Consider the following 25,906-nt stretch of genomic DNA (forward strand, 5'->3'; position numbering starts at 1 on the left):
CTGAGAGCGTGCACGCCCACCGATCGCTGTCGGGGGATCGACACAGCCACCCGGCGTCGTGCCACGCACCCGAAGATTGAGCGGCAGGGAATCGTCGGCTCGGATCCGGAGTGGCCATGGGTGTCGAGGGCAGAGTCCTACCGGTCGACGTGCTCGTCGAGCGCGTCGCCGCCCGGGTGGCCCCTTCGGAATTGTCCGAGGCGCACGTCGCTGATCGACGCCGCCCGGCCGACGACGGTGCGCTCGGCGCGGGAATCGACGTGAACGCCGCCCAGCTCCTGGTACCGGCGGTCACGTTCGTCTGCAGCGGCGTCGCGGCGACCCTGGTCCAGGGAGCCACCGACCCGCTACGCGAACGGGTCACCAGCGGCGTCGAACGGCTCCTGGCCCGCATTCGCCGTCGGAGAGCCGAGCCGACCGTGCGGATCAACCGCGACTGGACCACCGAGGATCTCGCCCGGATCCGGTCCGTGGCGCTGGCGAAGGCGCGGGCGTTCGGCCTCCAGCAGGTGGAAGCGGAACTGATCGCCGACGCCGTCGTCGGTGTGCTGGTCAGCGAGCGTGACCGGTGACTCCCACGGACGTGGTGGCCGGGACCACGCAGGAGCGGGCCGCGCCGGTCGACGTCTTCCGATTTCCGTCCGACACCACGGTCCTGCTGTCCCTGCTCGCGGGCGCGGTGCTGCTCGGCAACCTGTTCCTCGGCCTGTCGTTCACGCTCTCCGCGGCCACGCCGTGGACGCCTCCCACGGAGATCGTCGTGGTCGGGTCGTACCGGGCGTACCTGCCGATGGGTCTTGCCCTCTTCGGCTACTACGGCTGGAACTGGTTGCGGGCGAGGGGCCTGCGACCGGTGGACGACGAGGCGGTCCTGGCGCTCGCCGAGGAGATCCGCGACGAGCTGGGCATCACCCGTCGGGTGGAGTATCTCCAGGCCGAGCACCTCGGCGGTCGTGCCTACGTGAGTGACCGTGGGCTGCCGCGCGGACGACCCTATGTGGCGCTGGGGCCGGAGCTGTCCGCACTGGCGACCAGAGCGGACGGGCGATCCAGGGGCATCCTGGCAGCGGTGCTGCGGCACGAGTTGAGCCACGTGCGCAATCGCGACATCAAGCAGTACCAACTCGCCCGGATCCTGCGGACCTCGTACGTGCTCGGCGGGTGCTGGTTCCTGCTGCTGCTCCTGCTGGAGGCCTCGAGCGGCAACCGGTCGCCGGCGGTGGACGGCTGGGTGGTCGTCCGTCTCGCGGCCATCGGCCTGCTGATCGAGGTCACGCTCCGCGCCTTCCTCCGTGCCCGGGAGCACTACGCCGACCTGCGTGCGGCGGAGCACGACAGCGGCGAACTGCACCACGCCCTGCGCTGCACCGGCGCGGTGGCCGATCGGGTCGGCTGGCTCCGGCGACTGTTCCGCCGCCATCCCGCCGCCGACGTCCGGGCCGACCGGCTGTCGGAGCCGGGTGAACTGTTGCGGTTTCCGATCGGGTACGCACTGGCCGGTGGTCTCCTCGCCGGCGTCTCCCTCACCACGGCACAGACGCTGATGTCGACGGTCTGGCACACCGTCGGCGTGGCCGACCTGCGGAGCGCGGCCGTTGTCGGCCTGGTCGTCGGCCTTCCGCTCGGTCCCTTCCTCGCTTTCACGCTGTGGCGGCACGTCTGGGCCATGTCGCGGGCGGGGTGGCCCGCGACGCTCGTCACGCAGGCGGCGGCGCTCACCGTCGGCACGATCGCCGGGACCTATCTGGCGCCGTACCATCTGCCCGGCGTCGTCGACCGGCGCTACCCGCTCGACGCCCTGTCGGCGCTGTTCCTGGCGGCGGGCCTTCTTCTCGTCTGCCACTGGTTGGCGGCGATCACCCGCACCTGGCGCCGGTTCCGGCCGGACGCCGGTCTGCCGCGGTGGCTGGCCGTCACGATGCTGCCGTTCGCGGTGCTGGCCGTCGGCGGCTTCGTCGCGGTGATCTTCCGAGGCACGTGGTCGACCACGGCGTTGATCGTCCTGTCCGCCGCCGCGGTGACCGCGGCCGCCACGACCGCTGCGGCGTCCGCCGGGCGCACCCTCGCCTCGGCACTCGCCGACGCCGGCACCCTCGTCGGGGTGCCGGTCCTGCTGGCCGTCGCCGCGCTGCTCTGGACGTATCCACCCGGGTTCACGATCGTGTCGCCGTACTGCCTGCGGCCCGCTACGAAGGTGACGGTGTCGGCGTACCTCTGTCTGCGCACCGGTACCGGGCCGGACGAGTGCGCCGCGGGGCCTCCCACCGACGAGCAGAAGGAGTCGGTCCGGGCGGCACTGGCCCGCCTGTCCGGCGGCCGCGTCGAGTTCATCGACACGGACCGGGGTTACCAGCGGTTCCGGGCGATGCACGTGCAGGACTGGGGCGTCTGGGCCGGCACGGTACGGCCGGAGGACCTGGCGGAGTCGTACGAAGTCGTCGCAGCGCGTCGCGATGCCGAACGCGCTCGTGCCGAGATAGCGGCACTGCCCGGCGTCACCGAGGTGGTGATCGATCCCCCGTGCTTCGTGCGCCAGGTGTTCGACGCGTGAGAACTGCCGGCCCGGGAGGGGGACCGGCTGTCACGCCGGGGCGGTCAGGAAGGCGGCGAGCGGGTCGACCAGCCGGGCCGGCGCCCGGTTGATGCCGTCGTGGCCGCAGCACGGCACCGGGAGCAGGCGCCGTGCACCGTGCAGAGCTTTCTGCACCTGGTGCGGCACAAGTTCTACGACCGCACGACCTGTCACCGGCTCACCGCGTACCCGACGAGGCCGGGCTGGCCACCCTGGACCGCATCGCGGCCGGCGGGATCGCCGCCACCCCAGAGAACCCGGCGCCGGTCGACGGCGCGCCCGCCCTGCCGGTGGAGATCTGCCGCGCCAAGCGGGGCCGCTGACGGTCCGCCCGGTGGGGCGCACCCGCCGCCCCACCGGGCGCTCCGGCGCCGCTCACATCAGCCCGCGGACCGCCGCCAGCGCCGCGTCGACGTCCGCCTCGCTGTTGGCGATCGTCGCGCCGAACCGCAGGTACGAGGGGTTGTACGGCGTGCTGCTCGCGATCACGCCGGCCGCGTACAGCCGACCGACCGCCTCGCCCACCGGCAGGTCGGCAACGGCGCAGCAGACGATGCCGGCGGACAGCTCGGCCGAGCGCGGCGTGACCAGCCGCACGCCACGGACGCCGGCCAGGCCGCCCTTGAGCCGGTCGGCCAGTTCGCGGGTCCGCGCGGCGACCCGATCCCGACCGATCCGGCGGTGGAGGTCGAACGCCTCGGCCAGCGCCCACCGGTGCTCGAAGGTGTGGTAGCCCCCGGGCGTGTGCGCCGGGCCGCCGGGTATCACCGGCGCACCCGCGCCGCCGGACAGCCAGTGGCCGATGCTGCGCCCGTCGAAGGGAGGGATCACGGCTGTCATCCGGGCCCACGCCCGGTCGCTGCCCCAGACCAGGCCGGTGCCACGCGGCCCGAGCAGCCACTTGTGGCAGCCGGAGACGAGCACGTCGCAGCCGAGCTGATCGGGGGTGGCGGACTCGGCGCCGAAGCCGTGTACCCCGTCGACACAGACCAGCGCCTCCGGACTGCGGGCCCGTACGGCCTCCGCGAGCTGCTGGATCGGCAGCTTCACGCCGGTGCTGGAATGCACCCAGGTCAGCGCGACGACCCGGGTGCGCGGGGTGACCGCCGCCGCGAGGTTGCCGACCACCTCGTCCACGCTGGCCACCGCCGGATCCCGGTAGAGGCGCACCCGGCGGACGGTGACCCCGTCCCGTTGGGCCCGCGGCCGCAGCGACTCGTGCGTGGCGTAGAAGTCGTGCTCGGTGGTCAGGACCTCGTCGCCGGGCCGCAGCCGTACGGCGGTGTAGAGCAGGCCGAGGCCCATGGTGGTGGAGTCGGTCAGGGCGATCTGGTCGGGGCGTGTCCCGAGGTGCCCGGCGGCCGCCCGGAGGGCGGCGGCGTCGAGTCGTTCCTCGTTGGCGGCCAGGTAGCCCACCGCGTCCCGGTCCAGCCCGTCCCGGTGCGCGGCGACGGCGGCCCGGACCGGCGCGGGATGGGGCGCGAAGACGAAGGTGGCCAGGTGTGCCCTGGCCCGGTCGATCGCGAACTGCGCCTGGACGCTGTCCCAGCTCGCCGGATGCAGTGCCGGTGGGGTGGCGGCCGGTGCGGCCGCGGGCTCCCGCCCGGCCGGCTCGCAGCCGGTCGCCAGGCCGGTCACTCCGGCCGCCGCGGTCACGCCGAGCAGGCCCCGTCGGGTGAACTGCATACGATCTATCGTCCGCTGTCGACGTCACGGACACATCACCGAGGCGTCGCGAGCGGAGCGCTGATCCGGCGGCCACGGCGCGGCCGGGAGCCGGCCGTCGGTGCCCGCCCCCGCCGGCGCGGTCCGTCGGGGCCGGCCCGCCGGCGCCCGGGCCGGGTGGGGAGCGTGGTAGACATTCCGCGTGGTGGAGGTGAGCCAGTCCGGGGAGCGCGGAATCGACGACGTGGTCCTGGACGCCGCCCGGGACTGCGTCCTCGCCTACGGCGTCCGTCGCACGACGCTGACGGACGTGGCGCGACGTGCCGGGGTCTCGCGGATGACCGTCTACCGGCGCTGGCCGGACGTGCAGTCGCTCATCGGCGACCTGATGAGCCGGGAGTGGCACCAGGTGCTGCTGGCCACCGCGGCCGACGAGGGCGAGGGGCCGGCCCGGGCGCGGGTGGTGGCGCGGGTGGTGGCGGGTGTGCGGCTGCTGCGGGAGCACCCGCTGCTGTGCAAGATCCGGGACGTCGATCCCGAGGTGCTGCTCCCGTACCTCCTCGACCGGCGCGGCAACGGCCAGGACGAGATGCTGCGGTTCCTGGCGGCGGCCCTGGCCGACGGCGGCGAGGACGGCTCGATCCGGTCCGGCGACGCCGAGGTCATGGCCCGCGCGGTCTACCTGACCACCCAGTCCTTCGTGCTCTCCGTCCGCACGGTCGCCGACAGCGTGCCGGCCACCGCGCTCGACCAGGAGCTGGCCCGGCTGGTCGACGGCTACCTGCGCCCGGACTAGGCGATGATCCGCAGTGCCCGCGGGCGGACCTCGACGTGCACCTGGTCCACCCGGCCGACTGGGTCGCCGTCGCCGTACACGGCCACCGGGCGGTCGGCGCGTACGGTGACCGAGCTGCCGCGGTAGGACGTCACCTGCGGGAGCCCTACGTGCCGGCCGGTGCGCATCTGCCGGATCGCCACCGGGAACAGCAGCTTGGTGGCGTGTCCGATCACGACAACGTCCAGCGCTCCGTCGTCGGGCCGGGCGGCCGGTGCCACGTGCAATCCGCCACCGTAGTAGCCGCAGTTGGCGGCGACCACCGTGTACGCGTACACCTGCTCGGTGCGGCCGTCGACGGTGATCGTGTACCGGGTGCGCGGCCAGCGCAGCAGCGCGCGCAGCCCGGTGGTGGGATACACCAGCGACGCGGGCAGGCGGGACCGGTTGGCCAGTTCGTTGGCGGCCGCGTCGAGGCCGGCGTAGACGCTGCCGACGATCGTCTGCCCGGCGACGCGGAGCACGTCGAGGTGCCGGGCCAGGCCGTGCAGCAGCAGCTCGGCGACCGCGTCGGGGGAGTGCGGCAACGCCAACTGGCGGGCGAGGTCGTTGCCGCGCCCGGCGGGGATGACGCCGAGCAGGCCGCCGGCGTCGGCGACCGCCCCGGCGAGCAGCCGGATCGTGCCGTCACCCCCGGCGGCGACGACGACCTCACCACCGTCCACCGCCGTGGCGGCACGGTGCCGGGCCTCTGCGGCGGTCTGCGTGTACTCCACCCGGATCCGGGCGCCGGCGGCACGGAGCCGGTGGGCCACCGGCATCAGGCGGGACAGTCCTCGGCGCGCGGCCGGCCCGAGGATCACGGCGAAGGCACGCACCTCACGGCACCAGGATGCCGGGGTTGAGGATGCCGGCCGGGTCCAGGTGCCGCTTGACCGCCCGGAGCAGGTCCACCGCGACGTCGCCGATCTCGGCGGCGTACCAGGCCCGGTGGTCCGCGCCGACGCCGTGGTGGTGGGTGATCGTGGCGCCGGCGGCGGCGATCGCGTCGCTCGCCGCCGCCTTCGCGGTGTGCCAGCGGCCGATCGGATCCGGGCCGGGGGAGCAGATGACGGTGAAGTACAGCGAGGCGCCGGTCTCGTAGACGTGGGAGACGTGGGCCAGGACCAGGGCCCCGTCCGGCAGCGCGTCGAGGATGGCCTGCCGGACCCGGGCGTGCACCTCCGGCAGGGCCGACCAGTACGCCGCCGTCTCCAGGGTCTCCGCGAACGCTCCCGCGTCCAGCAGCGCGTCCCGCAGGTACGGGGCGTCGAAGCGGTGCCGTTCCCAGTGCCGTCCGGCCTCCGCACCCACCGGCGTGCCGCCGTGTGCGGCCAGCACGCCCGCGGCCGCCTCGACGGTGGGCTGGACGTCCGCGCCCTCGTACCCGGCGACCAGCAGGCAGCCCCCGTCGGAGCGGCCGGACCCGGCGGCCCCGATCATGGTCTCGACCTCGTCGGACAGCCGCAGCACCGTGGGTCGTGGCCCGTCCTGCGCCAGCCGTCGTACGGCGTGCAGGCCGGCGGCGAACGATTCGAACCGCCAGCCCTCGTAGTGCGACCGCGCCGGCAGGGGGCGCACCCGCAGCGTCACGTCGGTGATGACGCCGAGCGTCCCCTCGCTGCCCAGGAACAGTTGCCGCAGGTCGGGACCGGCGGCCGAGGCGGGCGCGCGGCCCACCCGGACGGTGCCGCGGGGAGTGGCGACCGTCAGCGCCGTCACCATGTCGTCGAAGCGGCCGTACCCGGCGGACGCCTGCCCGGACGACCGCGTGGCGGCGAAGCCGCCGATGGTGGCGTACTCGTAGGACTGGGGGACGTGGCCGAGGGTGAACCCGTGCTCGGCGAGCAGTTCCGCGGCGCGCGGGGCGCGCAGTCCCGCCTGCAGGACCGCGGTCCGCGACACCGGGTCGACGGCGACCAGCGTGTCCAGCCGGCTCAGGTCGACGGTCACGTGCCGGGTCGCGGTGGGCGTCAGCCCGCCCACGACCGAGGTGCCGCCGCCGAAGGGGACCACCGCCACCCCGTGCCGGGAGCAGACGTCGAGGACGGACACCACCTCGGTGTGGTCGGCCGGGCGGACCACGGCCTGCGGGGCGGGGCGCACGTGGCCGCGCCGGTCCCGCAGCAGGTCCGGCGTCGACATGCCGGACGCGTGGCGTGCCCGCGCCTCGGCGGCGGTGACCACGTGCCCGTCGCCGACCACCTGCCGCAGTGCGGCGAGGACCGCGCCGTCCAGCTCGCACTCCGGCACCGCCACCTCCGCCAGCGGGACCACCGGTGGTGGGGGCGTCAGGTCGAGCACCTGCGCCAGCAGCTTCGCGGCGGAGTCCGGCAGCACCTTCGCGTTCGTCGCCGTGCCCCACCGGGCCCAGCCGGCGGGCGACGCTTCCCCTCGCACATCCATGTGTGACAGAGTGACATCAAACGTCACTCCATCGCAAGGAGGGTTCGTGGAGGCATCGCTGACCGGCGTACGCCGTGAGCGGGACCTGGCCGAGCTGGCCGACGCCGCCCCCGTGGACGTCCTCGTCGTCGGGCTGGGCGTGACCGGCGCCGGGGTGGCGCTCGACGCGGCCAGCCGCGGCCTGTCCGTGGTGGCCGTCGACGCCCACGACCTCGCCCACGGCACCTCCCGCTGGAGCTCCAAGCTCGTCCACGGTGGCCTGCGCTACCTCGCCCACGGACAGGTCGGCATCGCGTACGAGAGCGCCACCGAACGGCACGTCCTGCTGACCCGTACCGCCCCGCACCTGACGCGTCCCCTGCCGATGCTGCTGCCGGCGACCAGGTACACCACCGGGTGGCAGGATCGCGCGGCGGCGGCCGGCCTCCGCGCCGGCGACCTGCTGCGCGCCTGTGCCGGCACCTCCCGCCGGACCCTGCCCGGGACCCGCCGGCTCGGTCCGGCCGAGGCGACCGCGATGGCGCCCGCGCTGCGCCCGGCCGGCCTCCGCGGGGCGCACCTGTCCTGGGACGGTCAGCTCTGCGACGACGCCCGGCTCGTGGTCGGCCTGGCCCGCGCGGCCGCCGCGCGATCCGCCCGCGTCCTGCCCCGCTGCCGGGCCGTCGAACTGCACCGCGACGGCGCCACGATCGAGGACACCCGCACCGGGACCCGCCTGCACGTGGCCGCGCGCGCCGTGATCAACGCGACCGGTGTGTGGGCGAGCGACCTGACCCCGCACGTCCGCCTACGCCCGTCCCGGGGCACCCACATCGTCCTGTCCGCCGCCCGCCTGGGCGGGCTCTGGGCCGGGCTGACCATCCCGGTGCCCGGCGAGTTCAGCCGCTACGTCCTCGTCCTGCCCCAGACCGACGGTCTGGTCTACGCCGGGCTGACGGACGAACCGGTGGACGGTCCCGTCCCCGACGTGCCGCAACCCACCGACGCCGACATCGCCTTCCTGCTCGACGTGCTCAACAGCGTCCTCGACCAGCCCCTGCGACCCGACGACGTCCTCGGCGCGTACGCCGGGCTCCGGCCGCTGCTCGCCGACGCCGACGCCCGGACCGCCGACCTGTCCCGGCGGCACGCCGTCATCGACGACCCGGACGGGATCATCAGCGTCGTCGGCGGGAAGCTCACCACCTACCGCCGGATGGCGCAGGACGCGGTCGACACCGCCGTCCGGCGCCGGGGCCTCACCGCCGGCCCGTGCCGTACCCGCCGCCTCCCGCTGCCCGGCGCCGCGAGCCGAGCGCAGCTGGCGCGGGTCCCCGCGCCGCGCCGCCTCGTCCAGCGGTACGGCACCGAAGCGGTCGCCGTGCTGGCCGAGGCGCCGGCCCACCTCCGCCGGCCGATCGGCCCCGACATCCCGGTCACCGGCGCCGAGCTGCTCTGGGCGGCCCGGCACGAGCTCGCCCTCACCGTCGACGACCTGCTCGACCGGCGTACCCGCATCGGCCTCGTCCCGGCGCACCGGGAGGCCGCCCTGCCGGTGGCGCGGGACGTCCTCGCCCTCGCCGCCGAGGGCTGAGCGGCACCCGCGCGGCGAAAACTGGTCGATCCAGAAGTACGGCGCGGACTACCGGTTCGCCACCCCGTACACCGGAGGCAGCGATGTCGCCTGGTTCCGGGCGGCCATCGCCGCGATCGGCCCGCACCTGGTCGAGGTGTGGTACCCGGCGGACCCCGGATACAACAACGCCACCCCGTTCGTCGTGGCGACGAGCAGCGGCCTACGCCGTACGCGCCGGAACCGTGACATCATCGACGACAGCTCCTGCGGCCGGGGCGTCAACCTCACCGGCGCCGACGGCGCGATCTACACCTACTGCCACTTCTCGTCGTGGTCGGTCGGCAACGGCGCGCCCGTCGCACCCGGACAGATCGGCCTGACCGGCAACACGGGCAACTCCACCGGACCGCACCTGCACTTCGGCATCCGCACCGGCGGCACCCGGCGGTGCCCGCAGGCCTTCCTTCTCGCGATCTACGACGGCCTCACCCCGCCGGCCGCGACCAGCCTGCCCACGACCGGGTGCTACTACGCGACGCGCAGCGCCGCACCGGAGCCGCCGCTCGGCTGAGGTTCAGTGGGACCGGCTCCGCCGGCGGTCGGCCGTGAGGGTGACCAGGAAGCTCGCATGGTCGGTCGTCCCGCCCATGCCGACCGACCGACTGGAGTGGACGGTGAAGCCGCCCGTCGCCATGAGCTGCTGCACGGCGCCGTCGTGGATGTGCAGGTAGTCCGACGGGACGCAGGACCGCACGTCGGGTGAGCCGCCGTGCCGGAGGTTGAGGTCGCCGGACAGGACCGCGGGCTGGTGCGGGTCGCGGAGGCGCACGAGCGGGATGGCCGTGCCGAGCAGATAGGCGCACTGGGCGAGCGCCAGGACCGGGCTGGTGTACGCCAGGTGGGTGGTGCAGGCGTAGAGCGCGCCGGTGGCGTCGACGCAGAGCCACGCCCGTTCCTCGGGATCCGTCGCGTCCTGCATCGGGTAGATCCCGCTGTGCACCGTGTGCCCACCGTACGGCGCCGGGATGTGCGCCAGCAGCCCCACGCCGTACGCCTGGCCGTTGAGACACCGGTAGGGGCCGCCGGTCCGGCGGTTGCGGGCGGCCTTGAAGGCCGCGACGACGGTGCCGCCGGTGTGGACGTCCGCCATCGTCCGCTCCAGCGCGTCCACGTCGCCCTCACAGACCTCGTTGAGGGCGACCAGTCCGGGCTTCTCGGTGCGGATCACGGTGCTGGCCTCGGTCACCGACCGGCCCGTGTAGCAGCCCGCCATGCCGCTGTTGCACAGGTTCATCTGGAGCACCCGGATCCGGGTGGAGCCGGCCGGACCGGCCCCGGACGATCCGGCGGGCAGCGCCGCCACGGACAGCAGGCACACGACGGCCATGAGGCGCCGGAGAAAACGGTACGAACGACCAGCCATGCACCCGCCCCGAATCCGGCTGGCGCAAGTGTATCGGCCGGTGCCGCCGCGCCGGCCCGGTCACCCGGCACCGGCGGCGGGCGCGGTGATCGGTGCTACGGGCGGCCGGACCGCGCCGGCGGCGACCGTGGGCCGTGGTCAGCCGCGTGGGGCGGGGACACCGAAGAGGTCGATGATGCCCCCGGGAAGCTGGGCGAGCAGGTCGGCGCGTTCGTCGTCGTCGAGCGCCTCGGCGATGGTGGCCAGTACCGCCTGGGCGTGCTGGCGCACCAGGTCGGCGTCCGCGCACTGCTCCCGTTGGCCGACAATCCGCAGGAAGTCGCCCACGTCCCACCGCCGTCCCTGCGGATTGCGGGTGACGAACTGGTCCAGCCGGTCGGGTAGCTGGGCCGCGAGGTGGTCGGCCTCCCGTCCGGCGAGCCGCTCGCCGAGCGTCGACAGGACGGCCCGCACGGACCGCTCGGCCTCCTCGTCGTTGAGACCGGCGCGACGTCGTACGGTGGCGATCAACTGCTCGTACTCCATGACCCGCTCCTTCCCGCGGTCCCGGGTGGGACCCCTGCGCCCGCGCCGACGTCAGCGCCCTGACCGCAGCGGCGGGGTGGCACCGATTACCCGGTCCTGGAGCGGGAAAGCCCGGGCGGGCCGGATAGTTGCCGACGTCCGTCGCCGGCCCCCGTCCGCGACGCGGACGGGGGCCGCCGTGGGCGTCAGGCTGGCAGGCGCCACACCTGGTTGGCGCCGCCGAAGCAGTCCCAGATCTGGAGTCGGGTGCCGTTGGCGGAACTGTTGTCGGTGGCGTCCAGGCACTTGTTCGACTGGGGGTTGCGCAGCGTGCCGTTGGACTGGGCCTGCCAGACCTGGGCACCCGTGCCGTTGCAGTCCCAGAGCTGGACCTTCGCCCCGTTGGCGGTGGAGCCGCTGGTCACGTCGGCACACTTGCCCAGCGCGCGGAGGGTGCCGTCGGTGGCCACGGTCCAGTTCTGCGCGGCGGTGCCGTTGCAGGTGTAGAGCTGGATCGCCGTGCCGTTGGCGGTGCCGGCCGCGGCGACGTCGACGCGCTTGCCGCCGATGCCGGTGATCGGGCCGGTCCGACCGCTCGGCGGCGGCGTGGTGCCGCCTGTCGCGGTGTCGTAGATCGCGCTGACCAGCGAGGTCGAGCCGGTGGTGTCCTGGGAGAGTTCCCAGTTCATCATCCCACCGGCGTTGGCCATCGCCCACTGCGTCTTGCGCTTGACCGTCGGGATGCCGTTGTAGCACTGCTGGACTCCGCCGACCGTGGTGCAGTCCCGGTTGGCGTTGGCCGGGTCCATGCCGACCAGGGCCGAGTACGTGTAGTAGCCGGGCCGGCTGTAGAAGGGGACGCCGAGCACGGCCTTGGCGGCGGGCGGTCGGTACCTCCGGCCTGGTGTACCCGGCCGCCGAGATACCCCACGTCGCCGCCCGCTGCGGCGCCACGGTCATCCAGGTCAACCCCGACGAGACGCCGCTGGACGCGGTGGCCGGCGTGAACCTGCGCGGGCCGGCGGCGGTGGTGCTCCCCGCCTTCGTGGCGGCCACCTGGGACGGTGCCGGCCAGATGTGACAGTTGGCCGGGACGGCCGTCAGCGAGGGGTGGCGCTGAGCGCGAGGCTCTCGGGGACCGACCGGTACGCGCGGGCCAGACCCGTCACCAGGGCCTGGCGACCTCCGCGGCCGTCCCGACGGACCCAGTCGCGACCGGACACGCTCCAGCACGTGGTGGTCAACCGGGCCAGGACGTGGAGGCGCAGGTCGTCCGGATCCACGCGGAGCGCGGTGGCGAGGCACGAGATCGCCTCGTCCTCCACGCCGGTGCGGTAGTGGTCGACGTAGGCCAGCAGGGCCGGCGCGGTCAGGATGAGCCGGCGGGTGGCGAGGTAGCGACCGTCCCACCCCGGGTCCAACGCGGTGACCGCGTCGGCGAGGCACCGGTGCAGCTCGGCCAGCACGGGTCCGGAGAGCTTCCGGTCGCGCAGACGGTGCAGGTAGGCCGTCCACAGCTCGACCTCCGCCTCGATCGCCACCGCCTCCTTCGCCGGGAAGTTCCGGAAGAAGGTGCTGCGCGAGACCTCGGCCTCGTCCACGAGGTCGTCCAGGGTCGTCGCGTCGAACCCGCGCTCGGTGAACAGGCGCAGCGCGGTCTCGGTGAGGGCGCGTCGCGTACGCAGACGCTTGCGCTCCCGCAGCGGGAGCGACCGGTCGTCGGCGGTGGGAGCGGTCATACGGCCACCCTACCGGCTGCCGAGATCCACGCACACAAAGAACCGAGTCGCCAAAGGGACTTGCGGTTATGTGGGACTGAGTGTCAGATTGGAGGCGTCGTCCGGCGGGAGCCGGGCCGGTGCCGACAGTGAAGGAGTTCCCCATGTCCTCGACCAGCAGCACCACCTCCCGTCCTCCCTTCGGCACGGCGGTCATCGGCCAGACCGAGAAGGCACTCAACGCCATCCTGGAGCGGCAGTTGGCCGGTACGGCGATCACCGAACCCCAGTGGGTCGCGCTGACCCTGACCGTCGTGAGCGGCGGCACCCTGACCGGCGACCTGCTCGTGCAGCGGATCTCCGATGTGCTGAAGGTCGACCCGGCGGTGGCGCGCCAGCGCGTCGCCGAGCTGGCCGCCGCCGATCTGGTGCGCACCACGCCGGACGGTGTCGTCGAACCCACCGAGGACGGGCGGGCCCTCTGGGGCCGGGTCCGTTCCGGCATCGACCGGATCACCCAGCGGCTCTGGGGTGACCTGCCCGACGCGGACCTGACCACCGCCGGCCGGGTGCTGACCACCGTCCTCACCCGCGCCAACGCCCTGCTCGCCGCGGGTTGATCCCGGTCAGCGGCGATCGTCCGCTCGGGCGGGCCCACGGCGGGCCGGCCTGTCGCGCCGGCCCGCCGTGCTGGTCGATGCTCAGCCCTTCCGCCACCTCTGGTTGGCGGTGCCGGCGCAGTCCCAGAGTTGGAGCCGGGCGCCGTCGGCGCCGTTCCAGTCCTTGATGTCGACGCACCGGTTGGCCCGCAGGTTGACCAGGTCGCCGCCAGCGGTGAGCGTGAACTGCTGCGCGCCCGTGCCGTTGCAGGTGTAGAGCTGGACGACCGCGCCGTTGCCGGTCGCGCCGCCGTCGACGTCCATGCACTTGTTGTTCCGGCTCTGCACCGCGCTGCCGGTGAACGTCCACTTCTGCGCGTCGGTGCCGTTGCAGCCCCACATCTGCAGCGGCACCCGGTCGCTGAAGTTGGAGTTGGGCACGTCGATGCACTTGTTGTTCCAGTTGCTCACCAGCGGGACCCCGCTGCCCGGGACACCCGGTCCGCCGCCGGCGCCGAACGGGCTGAGGATCAGGCCGGCGGCGCGGGGGTCGCCGTTGTGGACCAGCGACTCGAAGGCGCCGACGTCGTCGAAGGCGAAGGCGTACGCCTTGCCGTCGACCATGTTGGCGTGGATGACGCGGGCGTAGTGGTTGGTCGGGTTGCTGCGGTAGAACTCGGCCGGGTTGGTGCTCGGCTGGGTGTCGATGGTGCCGAGGGCGCCCCGGTTCAGCGCGGCGCACAGCGTACGGGAGATCGGGCCGACCACCTGGTCGTTCGGCGCCGGCAGGTCCCCGTCGCAGCCCCACACGCTGGCCGACGAGGGCCGGTTGAAGGAGGCGACGACCTGGCCGGCGCCGTTGGTGAAGGTCATGACGGAGCCGGAGGTCCGACCGAAGTAGCGGATGTGCGGCTGGTCCGCGAACGGCACGACGGTCAACGTCCTGGTGGTGTACGCGTTCCACGCCGACGCGATGTACGAGTCCAGGTAGGTGGCGCTGAGCAGGCCCGCGCCGGCCGCCTTGCCGGGAGCCAGTACGCGCAGCACCGTTCCGTCGGAGCGGGTGTGGACGGTGTTCGCCCAGCCCGGCTGTGACCGGATGCCGTCGATGATGGCGTTGCGGCCGTTGGTGACCACGTCGCCGGTGCGCTTCGTGACGCCGTTGGCGCCGGTGACGGTGACCGCGTGGGGCACCGCGAACATGTCCACCTGCGAGCTGTTGAGCCACAGCCCGGCGTCGTTGTAGGTGAACTCGCTCCAGTCGAAGAGGATGTCACGGTTGGCGTCGCCGGCCGCCCACGGCGCGGGCTGCACGAGACCGTCGGGGGTCAGGAAGAACCGGAGCTTCTCGCCGAAGGAGAAGTAGACGCGGCCGGAGAAGCCGCGCGGGAAGCGGATGGTGGTGGTGCCGCCGGTGCCGGGTCCGGGGATCGACGCGTCCGGCGCGGGCACCGGGGGCACCTGCCCGCCGGACCAGGGGATGAAGGAGCCGGCCTGGTTGACGTAGCCGAGGCGGCCGGTGGCGAGCTGGGTGCCGATCACGTAGAGGTGGACGGCCTCCCCGCGGCCGGTGCTGTTGGTGACGGTGACCGGCAGCAGCGCGGGGCCGACCGCCTGGGCGGGGGACGCGGCGACGGTCACCGGGGCGGCGGCGACCAGAGCGGAGAGTGCGGCCAGGAGTCTTCTTCGGATGCCCACGGCAACTCCTCGGGGATGGCGGGACGGGCTGAGAGAGCGCTCTCTCAGCGTCCCAACCGTTAACAACTTGTGTCAATAGATAGACAGCGGTGTATCGGGGCGTGGTCGTCCCCGCTGGGCTCAGGCGCCCCGGGACGGCTCTCCGAAGCGCACGAGGACGTGCCAGAGCTGCTTGAGGTGCTGGAGCGTGACGGCGCTCGGACCGCGGTCGATCCGCTCCACGGGGAGTTCGAACCCGGCGTGCCACCGCAGGTCGAATCCGTACCGCCCGGCGGCGGCGGCGAACGTCGCGCCGGTCTCCGTACCCCGGAAGGACGGGTCGACCACGACGGCCTCGACGTCGCGGGCGAGGCTCAACTCCCCGTGGACCTGGGCTTCCACGTAGTCGTCCAGCGCCCGTCCGGCCGCGGCCGGGTCGGCGCCCGCCTCGGCGCGGCCCAGCAGTGTCCGGGCCAGGGTGGGCACGTCGGCGGGTACACCCAGGCAGATCCCGGTGGCGGTGGTCGCGGTCAGCAGCGCCGCCAGCACCGGCTCGAACACGTCGACGGTGCCGAGATAGCGGGGTCGAGGTGGCTGTCGCCGAAGGTGAACGTCGACCGGGCCAGCGCCTCCGGGCGCAGCCGCAGGTGGCACGAGCCGAACCGGGGGCACGCGCCGTCGGGGTGGTCGAGCAGGTTGAGGCCGCCGTACTTCGGTCGGTCGGCCGGGCGGACGCCGGCCGCCTGGTAGGCGCCGCCGAACAGCCGCTCCTCCCACCGGTCCCGGTCACCTCCGGGGGTACGCGGTCAGCCCGCCGTTGGAGATGCCCGTCTCGAACTGGCTGCGGTAGACGCCCTCGTCGAGGAGGGCGGTCGCGACCGCCCGTCCGTCGGCGAGGAGCCGGTCGGGGTGGAAGTTCAGCGTGAGCCGGCCCTGCTGACCGATCGCGGCGACGAGGCGTTCCGGCTCGTGGTCCACACCGCACCCGGTCAGGACGCGGGCGATGATGGCGCGGGCCGCGGGACGGTCCCGCAGGGCTCCGGCGCGCACGTGGTCGAGCGCGGCGCGGTGGACCGGTCCCAGGTCGATGGTGTGCACGGCGCTGACCACGGCAAGCCGGTCGCCGGCCGCGCAACCCCGCCCGTCCCGTCGGCCGCCCGAGCTGGGCCGGCCGACGGGGTGCGGCTGATGATCAGGTGCCCGTCACCGGGCCGGGCGCCGCCGGTGGGGCCGGCCGGGCGCGGTTCGTGACGCCGTTGTCCGACGTCGCCGGGGCGGCGGCCACGCCCAGCGCCTGCCCGATCGCGATGGCGATCAGCAGCCACTCGTTGGCGTCCACACCGCCCAGGATCACCGTGGCCAGGACCTGGAGGCCAGCCAGCAGCGCGGCGACGGCCGTCTTCGTCCACCGGTACCGCGGAGCCAGCGGTACGACGTAGACGCCGACCGCGCTCACGGCGGCTATCGCGATCGCGACCCACTCGTCCGGGTCGACGACGCCGTCGCCGGAGGATGTCGCGTACAGGGCGGTGAGCGCCGCGAACGTCGTCGCGGCGAGGGCCTTGCCGTATCTGCCGAAGAACGTTTCCACGCCGCACCTCCACTGGGCGTCGAACCTGTCCCGCCGACCGACGCTGGGCGACACCTCGACTATAGGCACGTGGGCAGGGCGAAAGGCCAGCTCAGCGGCTATCCGACGGTGCTCTGGCCGCTGTGGACGGTGAAGTGTCGGTGATCCGACCGGCCGGCCGGCGGAACCGCCTCCGGTGCCCGCCTCGCCGCACGAGGGAAGGAGCGACGGCCCTGGTCAGGACGGCGCCTTCGGGCAGCGGAGCGGGTCCACCAGCGGTAGCGAGATCGGGTCCAGGCACACGGTGACCAGCTGGGGTGCGCCGGGTGCGGTGGACGGCGACGGCGACGGCGCTGCGCTCGGCGGCGGGGCCGTGCTCGGTGCGGCCGTGGTGGGGGCCGGGCCGGTGGTCGGGCGGGCGGTGGGAGCCGGCCCGGGCCCGTGGTCCCTCGTCGCCGCGTGCGCGGCGGTGCCCGGAGCCCTCGGCGCGACCGCCGGCCCGGCCGGTGCGGGCGCCCGTCCCGTCGTGCCGAGCGGCGTCGTGTCGGGAGCGGTGCTCGGCGACGGGCCGGTCGTCGGCGGGTCGGCGGCGCGGGACGGGTCGGCGGCGGGTGGCGGGTCGGCGGCGCCGGGGCCCGACGCGCCGGCCTCCGCCCGGTACGGCTCGTCGGTCGGGGCGGAGCCGAAGACGCCGGTGCCCAACGCGACGACGGTCGCCGCCAGGGCGAGCGCGGTGCCCGCGCGGCGGTCCGGCCGCAGGGCGGTCAGTGGTGCGTCCGCCGGTCGCGCGGGCGGTGGTGGCGTCGGCGGGGCCGCCTCGTGGGCGGCGAGGAGGTCGTCGATCTCGGCGGCGACCGCGGCACGCTCCCCGGTGGCGTCGGCGAACGCCAGGGTGAGATAGAAGCGGGCGTTCAGCACGGACGCGGGCGGGGTCAGCAGCCCGGCGAGACGACGACCGTCGACGGTGTGCAGCAGTGACAGCGGGGCGTCGGGATGGTGCGCGAGCCCCGAGACGTCCGCGTACCGCCACTCGCGGTCGGCGTGCCGTCCCGAGAACGTCACCCGCCGATCCGTCACCACGACCGTGCCCGCGTCGAGAGCCCGCAGGCCCCGGGGAGTCCTCCGCCTGAACGGGCCGGGGCGCACACCGGTCGTCACGCCGGGCACCGGGAGGCCGGGGGAGTGCCGTGCCGAGACCTCGACCAACTGTGCCGCGGGCACGATCCGGTAGATGACCTCGTCGTCCTCGAACTCCACCGGAAGGCCGGCGGCCGGGGGCCGGCATCCGCGGAAGCCGGCCGCCTCGACCCGCAGTCGCACCAGGTGATCATGATGTCGTTGCCAGGCCGCGGTCGCCTCGCCGTACGCCTGCCGCCGCCGGTCGTCCTCGAGACGTGCCCAGGCGGTCCGCCATCGGGCGGCTTCCACCGGGGGCCGGTCGTCGATGACCATTGATGTCGCCGTCACACGTGGTACAACCCGTCACGCAGCAGGTAGGACACGTCACGCGACGTAAATTCCGATTGGTCCGGATGCCCACGTCCGGTGTGGACGGGCGGACCGGCGCTGCCCGCGGTGCGCCCTCGGCACCGCCGGTCGAGGCCGGGGCGTACATTCCGACGGTGATCGAGATCGAGGTCGACGGCGAGCTGTTTCACCCGCCCACGCGGGTCTGGCGGGCACTGACGAACCCGGAGGTGGTGGGCCGTTGGTTCGCCGACCTCCACGTCCCGTCCCGAGCGCTGGAGGACCCCCGGCTCGGCACCGGCGACCTGCCGGGCTTCGAGGCCGCCGTCGACGTGACCGTGCTGGACCGCCAGCCGCCGCGGCGCCTGGCGATGCGGTGGCACGAGGCCGGCCGGCGGAGCGAGGTCACCTGCACCGTCACCCCGACCAGCGCCGGCTGCCGGCTGACCGTGCGCGAGGTCCTCGAGTACGGCTCCTGGCCGGCCGACCTGCGCACCGAGCGCGAGCGCTGCTACCAGCAGGCCGTCGGCGTCCGCCTGCCCGCCATCCTGGACTGGCTGGCCTTCCGGCAGGTGGACCTGCGGGCCGGCGACGCGGCCGGTGGCCCGGAGGTGTCGGGGGCCGATCCCGCCGACCCGGCGGTGCCGGCGCGGTCACGCCGCCGATGGGCGACGGTCGCGGTCGCGGCGGCCGGCACGCTCACCGTCGGGGTGGCGCTGTGGGTGCTCGCACCGGCCGACCCGCGACCGGCGGGCGCCCTGGCTGATCCCGCACCCGCGCTGACCGCCGGTCCGTCGGACGGGAGTCCGTCGGCGGTGTCCGCGCCGTCGCGCCCCACCACCGGCGCGACCAGTCGCGCCGCCCGGCCCCGCGCCACGCCCACGAAGATATCCACACCCAGCCCGTCGGTCAGCACGTCCCCGACCGTCCGGCTGACCGCCCGCTACGAGACCTCCGCCAAGCGGATCCTGGGGTGGACGGGCGAGGTGGAGGTCAGCAACCACGGGGCCGCTCCCGCCGCCTGGACCGTGGTGGTGACGCTGGCCGGTGACGGCGCCGTCGTCGATGCCAGTGGCGCCACCTGGCGACAGGAGGGCGAAGAGGTCACCTTCACGGGTGCCCCGGTACCGGCGGGAGGGTCGGTGACCTTCAGCTTCGACGTCCGCAGCACCCGGACGGACGGCCCGGAAGCGTGCCGGGTGGGCGAGGCCGCCTGCACCGGACTCTGAGCGTCCGGGCCGCCCCCGAGGACGGCGACCCGGCGCGAGCGGGACGGCGACCGGCGGGGGCGGGGACGGCGCACCTCGACGGTCAGTCCCGGCGGTCCTCGTCGGGCGTCGGGATCTCCAGGTTCTGCTCCTGCGCGTCCGCCTCCGACGCCCCGGGCACCGGGTCGACGCCCCCACGATCCGTCGTCATCCCGACCCCCCTCGCCCGGTCAGGCCTGCCGCCGGACGTACGGCGCGGTCTGGTCGGCGACGTCGCCGTACTCCGTGGGCAACTGGGTGACCACCTGCTCGTACCCGCTCGGGCCGAGGGCGTCGCGGAGGACGTCGAAGACGGCCGTCACGCCGTCCCGGGCGCGGTCGACATCGACGTCCGCGCGGCCACTGACCCGTTCGACGAACACGTCGAGCCCGAACCGCTCGCCGGTCTCACTGCCCCCGAAGGCGTACGGCCGCAGCCCGGCGGGGAGTTGGCTGGCCAGGTCGCGTGCCTCGCCGCCGTCGATGCGTTCGGCCAGCGTGGTCAGCGTGGCCTGTGTGACGGCGGTGGCCTGCTCCGACGACATTCCGGACCGGGTCGCCACCAGGGCGAGGAACTCGTTGTCGTTCACCGTGCGGCCTTCCTCTCGGACGGGCCCGGTGAGTTCCCGGGGTGCGGGTCCGCAAACAGACGGCGTCCGGGACACGGCGACGCGCGCCGGCGGGGCGTGGACCGGACGGTCCACGCCCCGCCGTCATCGCCTCCGCCTCCGGACGGATCCGGAGGCGGAGCGCCGGTCAGGGGTTGGTGATGCCCAGCGTGTAGCTGCCGGAGCCGCTGTACGCGTGCACCTCGAAGCGGTAGTAGCCCGCGGTGCCGTTGTAGCTGATCGTCTCGTCCGGTCCGGGGCTGTACGACCCGGCCACGTCGACCCACGTGGACCCGTTCCACTTCTGCAGGTAGAGGTCGAAGTCGACCCCGGTCGGCCCGTCGAGGCAGCCGCGGTGGGTGCCGGAGACGGACGAGTAGTAGTAGCTGCCGTTCGGCTGGTAGAGGCTCTGCCCGGCGGAGATGCTGCCGGTGTAGGTGGCCTCGTAGCCGGAGCAGCCGGTCGGTGGCGGCGGCTCACCGCCGCCACCGCTGGTGCGCAGCGTCAGGCCGTACACCGAGAGGATCTCGTTGACCGGCTGGAAGTAGGTGGTCCCGCCGGAGGTGCAGTTGCCGGATCCGCCGGAGGTGACGCCCTGCGCCTGCTGGCCGGACAGCCACGACCCGCCGGAGTCGCCCGGCTCGGCGCAGGCGTTGGTACGGGTCAGGCCGGTGACCGTACCCTGCGGGTAGTTGACGGTCTGGTTCTTGGCCTGGACCGAGCCGCAGCGCCAGCCGGTGGTCGAACCGGAGCGGCAGATCGCCGCGCCGACGGCGGCCTCCGTGGAGCCGGCCACCGTGACGTTGCCGCCGGAGTAGTTGTTCACCCAGGGCTGCGGGGTCCAGTTCGAGTTGGTCTGCACCCACGCGTAGTCGTTGCCGGGGAACGACGACCCGCGGAAGGTGCCCTGGGACACCTGGTTGTAGCCCTGGGTGGCGGTGCCGGTGGTGCCGCAGTGGCCGGCGGTGACGAACCCGCCGGTCACCGAGAAGCCGACCGAGCAGCGTCCGCCGCCCATGTAGTACGCGTCGCCGCCGCGGACGTCGTAGAGCGTCCGGGGGGCCTCGGTGGTGCTGACGACCCGGATCGCGGCGGCGTCGACGCGGCTCGCCCGCACGAACGCCGTGGCGGCCCGGGTGTCGCCGTGGGCGAGCACCACGACGGTGTTGGTGGTGACGTCGACGTACCAGCCGGGGACCGACTCGGCGGGCGCCTTCGCCGCGTGGCGGTCCAGCGTCGACTTGATGTGGTCGAGTTGGGCGCCGCTGCGGCCGACGATCGTCGCCCGCGCCCCGGCGGCCCGGACCCGCTCGGCCGCCGCCGTGCCGGTGACGGCGACGACGAGGCCGTCGGCGGTCAGCCAGCCACCGGCGTACGCGGCGCCGAGCGACCGGCGCAGGCTGGCGTCCGTACGGCTGCCCTTCTCGTCGCGGGCGATGCGGGTGCGGGCCGCGTCGGCGGTCAGGCCGAGGTCGCGCTGCATCGCGGCGAGCATCTCCGGCGACGCCGCCTCGGCCCGGGCGGTGGCGGCCGGAGTGGTGGGTGACGCCGCGGCGGCGGGTGGCACCGCGACGGTGAGGGCGCCGACGGGCAGCAGCAGGGCTGCTGCCACGGCGGCGAGGCTTCGTCTCATGTGTGGCCTCCTCGGGTGCGGCCGCGGCGTGGGGGTGACGCCGCGGGCGGGACGGTGCGGCCGTGCCCGGCCGCGTCGTGCCCTCGAGGTCAGGGGGACGCCGCGGCGGGCCCCGGTGCCTGCCGGCCGGGCCGGTGTCGTGGGCCGCCGGGTTGCCGCGGCCCCGTCGCCGGTCGGTGCGGCAGGCCAGCGTCAACGTAACGAAGTTCAATAGAATTTAATCTATATCGATTGGCTCATACCGCCAGATCGGAGAGCGCACGTCGGGAGATGCGGGCCGCCCCGCGGAGCCACCAGGATCCTCAGTGTCCGGGCGAGACCACCGGACACCGCCACATCCGCAGTACGCGCGACCCACATCGGAGGGCAGACAGGTGCCTGGCAGACCGCAATCGGCCCGGGTTCGGCGAACGGGAACCACGCTGGCGGGACGGCTGGTCGCCGTCGGGTCGGCCGTCGCCCTGATGCTCGGCGGCCAGCCGGCACACGGCGGTGCACGCCCCGCCGCCCCACCGCCCGCCCCGGCGGCATCGATCACCCCGCCCGAGCACGCGGCGGAGCCGACCTACGAGGTCACCCTGATCACCGGGGACCGGGTCCGCACCTCCGCCGACGGAACCCGGGTCACCGTCACCCGGGCACCGGGGCGGGACGGCATCCGGTTCAGCAGCTACGGCACGGCCGCGCACCGGTACGTCGTACCGGAGGACGCCCGCCCACTGGTGACCGACGGGCTGCTCGACCGCCGGCTGTTCGACGTGACGGGCCTGGTCCGGGCGGGCTACCACGACGCCCGCCGCGCCGACCTGCCGCTGGTCGTGGCCGGCGGCGCCGACCTGCCCGGCGTGCGGGCGGTCCGCCGCCCGGATGCGGCCGGAGCCACGGCCGCGGTGCTGCCGAAGTCGGATGCGGGACGGGCGTGGCGCGCGATCAGCTCGGGCGCGGCCGGCATCGGGCGCATCTCGCTGGACGCCCCGCGGGTCGATCCCGCCACGTCTCCCGCCGGCCGCACCGGCCGGGCGCCCGCGTCCACGACGCAGGAGACGGAGACCCACCAGCTCACCGTCGCGCACCTCGACGCCGCCGGCGCGCCGACGACCCGGGCCGAGACGACCGTGTTCGACCGGGCCGGGGAGATCCGGGCGGTGCTGCACGGGACCGGGGACACCGCCACCGTACGGCTGCCGAAGGGCGACTACGTCCTCGTGGGCGACGTGGTCGACTTCGGACGGCCGGACGCCCCCTGGTACCGCCTGGTGCAACCCCGGCTCACCCTGGACCGGGACGCCGCCGTGACCGTGGACGCCCGCCGGGCGGCGCCGGTGACCACCACGGTGCCGCGCGCCGAGGCCCGCCCGGTCCTGGTCGAACTCGGATTCGACCGCCCGGCGGCCGACGGTGCCGGGTTCCGGCTGTCGCTGATCGCCGACGACTTCGTCGGGCTGCACGCCGGGCACCTCGGGCCCGAGGTCGCCGCCGAGGAGCTGACCTCCTACCTCTCCTCGACCTGGGCCGTGCCCGGCGCCCGCGGCGACTTCCGGAACAGTCCGTTCACCTACGGCCTGCTGGACACCCGGCGGGGCAGCTTCTTCACCGGCTTCCAGCGGAGGGTGTCCGACGCGGGCCTGGCAACCGTCAACTCGCGGCTCAACCAGCAGGTGCCCGGACGGCAGGCGACCAAGTCGCTGTTCTCGATCGCACCGGGCGTCACCGGCACGGTCGGGTCGCTGCTGCCGTACGACCTGCCGGCGCGGGTGACGCACCACCTCGACGCGAGCCCGGTGGAGTGGAGCGCCGCGTTCGGGGAGAACCGCCCCGACGGGAGCGGGCTGCCGGCGGAGGTGACCGCGCTCGGCCAGGGCTACCAGACCTACCAGGCCGGCCGGGCGTACTCCGACCGCTGGAACGCGGCCGCCTTCGGCCCGCTCCTGGACTTCGCCGGCCACGCCGGCCGGCAGGGCGACCGGATGTGGTTCGGCGTCCCGATGTTCTCCGACCAGGACGGCCACCGCGGCGGGTCGCTCACCGACTCGGCGTCCACCCGCCTCTACCGCGGCGACCAGCTCGTCGGCGAGTCGGCCGCGGTGGACGTGACGGCGACCGTGGCGCCGGGGCCGGCGGCCTTCCGGGTGGAGAAGCGGACCACCCGGCCGTCCATCTCCGGGCTGTCCACCAGGATCGACGCGACCTGGACCTTCCGGTCGGAGGGGTCGGGCGCGGGCACCGAGTGGCTGCCGATCTGGGTGGTCCGGTACGCCCCCACGGTCGACGACCGCAACCAGTCCCGGGCCACGCCGGTGACGGTCCTGCCGGTCACGCTGATCGCCCAGCCCGAGGCGCGGGTGGGCACCGTGCGGCGGCTGACCGTCCAGGTCTCCGGGGACCAGGGACGCACCTGGCGGTCGGCCCTGGTGGTGCCGGCGGGTGACCGGGCGTACCGGGCGGTCTTCCGCACCCCGTCGGGCGCCACGACCGTGTCGCTGCGCGCGACGCTCGTCGACTCCCACGGCAACCGCCTGACGCAGACCATCATCAACGCCTACCCATTGGTCCGGTGACGCCCCGTGGGCGGGCGCGCCGACACCGCGCCCGCCCGCCGTGGTGCACCGGCTGGACGAAGGAGCAGTCATGACGGACATCCGGAGACTCGTGACGACGGCGTCGCTGACCGCCGGGCTCGCCCTCGCCGGCACGCCCGCCGCGGCGTACGCCGGGCCGGCCGTGGGCACGGCGTACGCGGCGGAAGCCGGGGCGAGCGGGCCCGCGACCTGCGCGACCGCGCCGAGCACGCCGGCGAAGACTCCGCTCGGCGGGTTCGTGCGCAGCACCGCGCACAACACGTGCAGCTCGTACGCGGTCTTCTGGCTGCTGCGCTACGAGCCCGGCGGGTGGCGGACGGTGCTGGAGCGGTGGATGGAGCCGCACACGACGGCACGGCTCGACTTCGACTGCCGGGGAACGGGCCCGTACACCTACCGGTCCGTCATGTGGGACCCGAACATGATGGGGTACCTGACGTCCCCGGACGTGGTGATCGCCTGCTGACCTCGACCCCCGCACCGACGCCCCGGCGTGCCCCGCGCGGTCCGCCGGGGCACGCCGCTGCCGGCGCCGCCACCGCGCGGCGGCCGGCCTGGCGGGTTACTCTGCGTGCTGATCCCATCACCTGTCATCGTCATCGAAAGGGGTACCCATGGTCGACCGTGACCCGGTCGCGGAACCGTCCTTCGCCAGCGAGGGCTCCACGCCGACGCCCTGGTCCCGGGCGCACGAGCGGCTGGCGGAGGCGGGCGAGTTCTACCTGTCCACCGTCCGGCCGGACGGCCGGCCGCACGCCGTGCCGCTGCTCGGGATGTGGCTGGACGGCGCCATGTACTTCTGCTCCAGCGAGTCCGCTCAGAAGGTCCGGAACCTGGCCGCCAACCCGCGGTGCGTCCTCACCGCCGCCGGGCCCGACCTCGACCTCTCGGTCGAGGGCAGCGCGTCCCGCGTCACCGACAAGGAGACGCTGCAACGGGTGGCCGAGGGCTACGGGACGAAGCACGGCTGGCCGGTGACCGTCGTCGACGGTGGACTCGACGGTGACGGCATCGGCCCGGCACCGTACCTCGTCTACGAGGTGACCCCGTCGAAGGTGATCGGCATGGACAAGGAGTCCGGCTTCAGCGTGACCCGCTGGCGGTTCGACTGAGGCTCAGCCGAACGCGGGGCGGGGCGGCCGGGCGGTGCGGCGCACCCACCAGTGCGCGATGGCCAGGTTCACCAGCCAGCTGAGCCAACCGGCCGCCTCGCCCAGGACGATCGGGTTCACGGTGACCCCGGTCAGCACCGACGTCAGCACGAAGACCCGTCCCCACAGGGTCTGCAGGGCAAAGGCGATGCTGTACGCCATCCACCTGCGGTGCTCGGCGACGCGCCGCCGGCGGGCCATGTGCAGGCCGACCAGGCTCGTGACGATCCACCCCACGGCCGCCAGCGCACTGCCGAGCAGCCCGACCGGCACCGCGGCGAACGGCATGAGGGCGAGCCCGAGCAGCGCGGACGGGACCGCCCCGGCGATCACGTACAGCCGCCCGCTGATCCGGTGCACCGCCGGGTACCGCTGCCGCAGCCACGGCCAGACCTGAAGGCACACCGTCACCAGCGCGATCGTGCCGAAGAGGATGTGCGCCACGAGGACGGCGTAGTGCGCCGGGAAGTCCTCGTTCAGCACGACCCGTGACCGGCTCGGGTCGAGGCCCAGGTACGGCGGCAGGACGAACAGCAGGAAGGCCGCGTTCAGCGCGACCAGCGGCACCACCCACGGCCGTCGCCACCATCGGGTGGCGGGTCGTCGGGCACCGGGCCGTCCCGCCGTCCGCGGTGGCTGGTCCGCCTGCGTCGCCGGGCCACCGACCTCCTCGACGTACCGGGTCACGGTGAGCTCCTCCCGGGTTCCGGACCGGCAC

25 protein-coding genes and 2 pseudogenes are annotated in these 25,906 nt (G+C 74.4%); 12 read left to right on the forward strand and 15 right to left on the reverse strand.

Annotation, left to right across the window (positions count from 1 at the left end):
* Positions 1-116: 116 nt before the first annotated feature.
* From HCJ94_RS16500 to HCJ94_RS16510, 3 genes are all read left to right on the forward strand, one after another.
* Entirely contained in the window at positions 117-572 is a 456-nt protein-coding gene (locus HCJ94_RS16500; RefSeq protein WP_168001915.1) for a hypothetical protein, read from the forward strand.
* Positions 569-2,551: a M48 family metalloprotease gene (locus HCJ94_RS16505; protein WP_168001916.1), complete on the forward strand. Its 1,983-nt coding sequence runs from the start codon at positions 569-571 to the stop codon at positions 2,549-2,551. The genes HCJ94_RS16500 and HCJ94_RS16505 overlap by 4 nt, the downstream gene beginning before the upstream one ends.
* A 131-nt stretch (positions 2,552-2,682) precedes the next feature.
* Positions 2,683-2,895, forward strand: a complete 213-nt coding sequence (locus tag HCJ94_RS16510) for a hypothetical protein (protein ID WP_373684321.1) — start codon at positions 2,683-2,685, stop codon at positions 2,893-2,895.
* Positions 2,896-2,947: 52 nt separating this feature from the next.
* On the opposite strand, the gene HCJ94_RS16515 is transcribed toward HCJ94_RS16510, so the two are convergent.
* On the reverse strand, positions 2,948-4,258 hold the full coding sequence (locus HCJ94_RS16515) for an aminotransferase class V-fold PLP-dependent enzyme (protein ID WP_168001917.1): 1,311 nt from the start codon (positions 4,256-4,258) through the stop codon (positions 2,948-2,950).
* Positions 4,259-4,439: 181 nt separating this feature from the next.
* Between HCJ94_RS16515 and HCJ94_RS16520 the strand changes: the two genes are divergently transcribed.
* Positions 4,440-5,033: a TetR/AcrR family transcriptional regulator gene (locus tag HCJ94_RS16520; RefSeq protein ID WP_168001918.1), complete on the forward strand. Its 594-nt coding sequence runs from the start codon at positions 4,440-4,442 to the stop codon at positions 5,031-5,033.
* Here HCJ94_RS16520 and HCJ94_RS16525 read toward each other — a convergent pair.
* Both HCJ94_RS16525 and HCJ94_RS16530 read right to left on the reverse strand, forming a co-directional pair.
* Positions 5,030-5,890: a diacylglycerol/lipid kinase family protein gene (locus HCJ94_RS16525; RefSeq protein ID WP_168001919.1), complete on the reverse strand. Its 861-nt coding sequence runs from the start codon at positions 5,888-5,890 to the stop codon at positions 5,030-5,032. The genes HCJ94_RS16520 and HCJ94_RS16525 overlap by 4 nt on opposite strands.
* A gap of 1 nt (position 5,891) precedes the next feature.
* On the reverse strand, positions 5,892-7,457 hold the full coding sequence (locus HCJ94_RS16530; protein ID WP_168001920.1) for an FAD-binding oxidoreductase: 1,566 nt from the start codon (positions 7,455-7,457) through the stop codon (positions 5,892-5,894).
* Between the two features lie 46 nt (positions 7,458-7,503).
* On the opposite strand from HCJ94_RS16530, the gene HCJ94_RS16535 reads away from it, so the two are divergent.
* Positions 7,504-9,030, forward strand: coding sequence for a glycerol-3-phosphate dehydrogenase/oxidase (locus HCJ94_RS16535; protein ID WP_168001921.1), 1,527 nt, complete (start codon positions 7,504-7,506; stop codon positions 9,028-9,030).
* 28 nt (positions 9,031-9,058) lie between these two features.
* On the forward strand, positions 9,059-9,583 hold the full coding sequence (locus HCJ94_RS16540) for a peptidoglycan DD-metalloendopeptidase family protein (protein WP_444939641.1): 525 nt from the start codon (positions 9,059-9,061) through the stop codon (positions 9,581-9,583).
* 3 nt (positions 9,584-9,586) lie between these two features.
* Here HCJ94_RS16540 and HCJ94_RS16545 read toward each other — a convergent pair whose 3' ends face one another.
* The 3 genes from HCJ94_RS16545 to HCJ94_RS16555 all read right to left on the reverse strand — a co-directional run bounded on the left by HCJ94_RS16545 (position 9,587) and on the right by HCJ94_RS16555 (position 11,808).
* Positions 9,587-10,399 carry an endonuclease/exonuclease/phosphatase family protein gene (locus HCJ94_RS16545; RefSeq protein WP_240944276.1) on the reverse strand — a complete coding sequence of 271 codons (813 nt, stop codon included), beginning with the start codon at positions 10,397-10,399 and terminating at the stop codon, positions 9,587-9,589.
* A 174-nt stretch (positions 10,400-10,573) separates the two neighbouring features.
* Positions 10,574-10,960: a DUF2267 domain-containing protein gene (locus HCJ94_RS16550; protein WP_168001924.1), complete on the reverse strand. Its 387-nt coding sequence runs from the start codon at positions 10,958-10,960 to the stop codon at positions 10,574-10,576.
* A gap of 185 nt (positions 10,961-11,145) precedes the next feature.
* Positions 11,146-11,808 (reverse strand): ricin-type beta-trefoil lectin domain protein, encoded by a 663-nt coding sequence (locus tag HCJ94_RS16555; protein ID WP_309227314.1) that lies wholly within the window; start codon positions 11,806-11,808, stop codon positions 11,146-11,148.
* 17 nt (positions 11,809-11,825) lie between these two features.
* Here HCJ94_RS16555 and HCJ94_RS16560 point away from each other — a divergent pair.
* Positions 11,826-12,020: pseudogene (locus tag HCJ94_RS16560) on the forward strand (NAD-dependent deacylase); the annotation flags it as partial.
* A 19-nt stretch (positions 12,021-12,039) separates the two neighbouring features.
* Here the strand turns inward: HCJ94_RS16560 and HCJ94_RS16565 are convergent.
* A complete protein-coding gene (locus HCJ94_RS16565) occupies positions 12,040-12,678 on the reverse strand; it encodes a TetR family transcriptional regulator (RefSeq protein ID WP_168001925.1) in 639 nt (212 codons plus the stop codon).
* 143 nt (positions 12,679-12,821) lie between these two features.
* Between HCJ94_RS16565 and HCJ94_RS16570 the strand changes: the two genes are divergently transcribed.
* Positions 12,822-13,277: a MarR family winged helix-turn-helix transcriptional regulator gene (locus HCJ94_RS16570; RefSeq protein WP_168001926.1), complete on the forward strand. Its 456-nt coding sequence runs from the start codon at positions 12,822-12,824 to the stop codon at positions 13,275-13,277.
* Positions 13,278-13,358: 81 nt separating this feature from the next.
* Here the strand turns inward: HCJ94_RS16570 and HCJ94_RS16575 are convergent, their stop codons facing one another.
* The 5 genes and pseudogenes from HCJ94_RS16575 to HCJ94_RS16590 all read right to left on the reverse strand — a co-directional run bounded on the left by HCJ94_RS16575 (position 13,359) and on the right by HCJ94_RS16590 (position 17,955).
* A complete protein-coding gene (locus HCJ94_RS16575) occupies positions 13,359-14,954 on the reverse strand; it encodes a beta-1,3-glucanase family protein (RefSeq protein WP_168001927.1) in 1,596 nt (531 codons plus the stop codon).
* A gap of 120 nt (positions 14,955-15,074) precedes the next feature.
* A pseudogene (locus HCJ94_RS30255) lies at positions 15,075-15,697 on the reverse strand (DUF3626 domain-containing protein).
* Positions 15,698-15,719: 22 nt separating this feature from the next.
* A complete protein-coding gene (locus HCJ94_RS31200) occupies positions 15,720-16,031 on the reverse strand; it encodes a DUF3626 domain-containing protein (protein ID WP_309227316.1) in 312 nt (103 codons plus the stop codon).
* 94 nt (positions 16,032-16,125) lie between these two features.
* Positions 16,126-16,524 carry a hypothetical protein gene (locus HCJ94_RS16585; RefSeq protein WP_168001914.1) on the reverse strand — a complete coding sequence of 133 codons (399 nt, stop codon included), beginning with the start codon at positions 16,522-16,524 and terminating at the stop codon, positions 16,126-16,128.
* 216 nt (positions 16,525-16,740) lie between these two features.
* Positions 16,741-17,955, reverse strand: coding sequence for a hypothetical protein (locus HCJ94_RS16590; protein ID WP_168001928.1), 1,215 nt, complete (start codon positions 17,953-17,955; stop codon positions 16,741-16,743).
* A gap of 170 nt (positions 17,956-18,125) precedes the next feature.
* Between HCJ94_RS16590 and HCJ94_RS16595 the strand changes: the two genes are divergently transcribed.
* A complete protein-coding gene (locus HCJ94_RS16595) occupies positions 18,126-19,199 on the forward strand; it encodes an SRPBCC domain-containing protein (protein WP_168001929.1) in 1,074 nt (357 codons plus the stop codon).
* Positions 19,200-19,408: 209 nt separating this feature from the next.
* Here HCJ94_RS16595 and HCJ94_RS16600 read toward each other — a convergent pair whose 3' ends face one another.
* Entirely contained in the window at positions 19,409-19,807 is a 399-nt protein-coding gene (locus HCJ94_RS16600) for a DUF2267 domain-containing protein (RefSeq protein WP_168001930.1), read from the reverse strand.
* Between the two features lie 166 nt (positions 19,808-19,973).
* Positions 19,974-21,458, reverse strand: coding sequence for a S1 family peptidase (locus HCJ94_RS16605; protein WP_168001931.1), 1,485 nt, complete (start codon positions 21,456-21,458; stop codon positions 19,974-19,976).
* 374 nt (positions 21,459-21,832) lie between these two features.
* Between HCJ94_RS16605 and HCJ94_RS16610 the strand changes: the two genes are divergently transcribed.
* From HCJ94_RS16610 to HCJ94_RS16620, 3 genes are all read left to right on the forward strand, one after another.
* The gene (locus HCJ94_RS16610) at positions 21,833-24,016 is read left to right on the forward strand and encodes a peptidase S8 (RefSeq protein ID WP_168001932.1); all 2,184 of its coding nucleotides are present in this window, start codon (positions 21,833-21,835) and stop codon (positions 24,014-24,016) included.
* A 70-nt stretch (positions 24,017-24,086) separates the two neighbouring features.
* Positions 24,087-24,503, forward strand: a complete 417-nt coding sequence (locus HCJ94_RS16615; protein ID WP_168001933.1) for a hypothetical protein — start codon at positions 24,087-24,089, stop codon at positions 24,501-24,503.
* Between the two features lie 148 nt (positions 24,504-24,651).
* The gene (locus HCJ94_RS16620) at positions 24,652-25,149 is read left to right on the forward strand and encodes a pyridoxamine 5'-phosphate oxidase family protein (RefSeq protein ID WP_168001934.1); all 498 of its coding nucleotides are present in this window, start codon (positions 24,652-24,654) and stop codon (positions 25,147-25,149) included.
* 3 nt (positions 25,150-25,152) lie between these two features.
* On the opposite strand, the gene HCJ94_RS16625 is transcribed toward HCJ94_RS16620, so the two are convergent.
* Positions 25,153-25,875 (reverse strand): DUF2306 domain-containing protein, encoded by a 723-nt coding sequence (locus HCJ94_RS16625; protein ID WP_309227317.1) that lies wholly within the window; start codon positions 25,873-25,875, stop codon positions 25,153-25,155.
* Positions 25,876-25,906: the final 31 nt, after the last annotated feature.

Origin of the sequence: Micromonospora thermarum (assembly GCF_012034245.1) — a bacterium.
Classification (GTDB): Bacteria; Actinomycetota; Actinomycetes; order Mycobacteriales; family Micromonosporaceae; genus Micromonospora; species Micromonospora thermarum.

Excerpts from the sequence above, each read along its gene's own strand:
- HCJ94_RS16500 (WP_168001915.1), top strand. The coding sequence starts at position 117 with ATGGGTGTCGAGGGCAGAGTCCTACCGGTCGACGTGCTCGTCGAGCGC.
- HCJ94_RS16515 (WP_168001917.1), bottom strand. The coding sequence starts at position 4,258 with ATGCAGTTCACCCGACGGGGCCTGCTCGGCGTGACCGCGGCGGCCGGA.
- HCJ94_RS16530 (WP_168001920.1), bottom strand. The coding sequence starts at position 7,457 with ATGGATGTGCGAGGGGAAGCGTCGCCCGCCGGCTGGGCCCGGTGGGGC.
- HCJ94_RS16545 (WP_240944276.1), bottom strand. The coding sequence starts at position 10,399 with ATGGCCGTCGTGTGCCTGCTGTCCGTGGCGGCGCTGCCCGCCGGATCG.
- HCJ94_RS16550 (WP_168001924.1), bottom strand. The coding sequence starts at position 10,960 with ATGGAGTACGAGCAGTTGATCGCCACCGTACGACGTCGCGCCGGTCTC.
- HCJ94_RS16565 (WP_168001925.1), bottom strand. The coding sequence starts at position 12,678 with ATGACCGCTCCCACCGCCGACGACCGGTCGCTCCCGCTGCGGGAGCGC.
- HCJ94_RS16570 (WP_168001926.1), top strand. The coding sequence starts at position 12,822 with ATGTCCTCGACCAGCAGCACCACCTCCCGTCCTCCCTTCGGCACGGCG.
- HCJ94_RS16590 (WP_168001928.1), bottom strand. The coding sequence starts at position 17,955 with ATGGTCATCGACGACCGGCCCCCGGTGGAAGCCGCCCGATGGCGGACC.
- HCJ94_RS16605 (WP_168001931.1), bottom strand. The coding sequence starts at position 21,458 with ATGAGACGAAGCCTCGCCGCCGTGGCAGCAGCCCTGCTGCTGCCCGTC.
- HCJ94_RS16615 (WP_168001933.1), top strand. The coding sequence starts at position 24,087 with ATGACGGACATCCGGAGACTCGTGACGACGGCGTCGCTGACCGCCGGG.
- HCJ94_RS16620 (WP_168001934.1), top strand. The coding sequence starts at position 24,652 with ATGGTCGACCGTGACCCGGTCGCGGAACCGTCCTTCGCCAGCGAGGGC.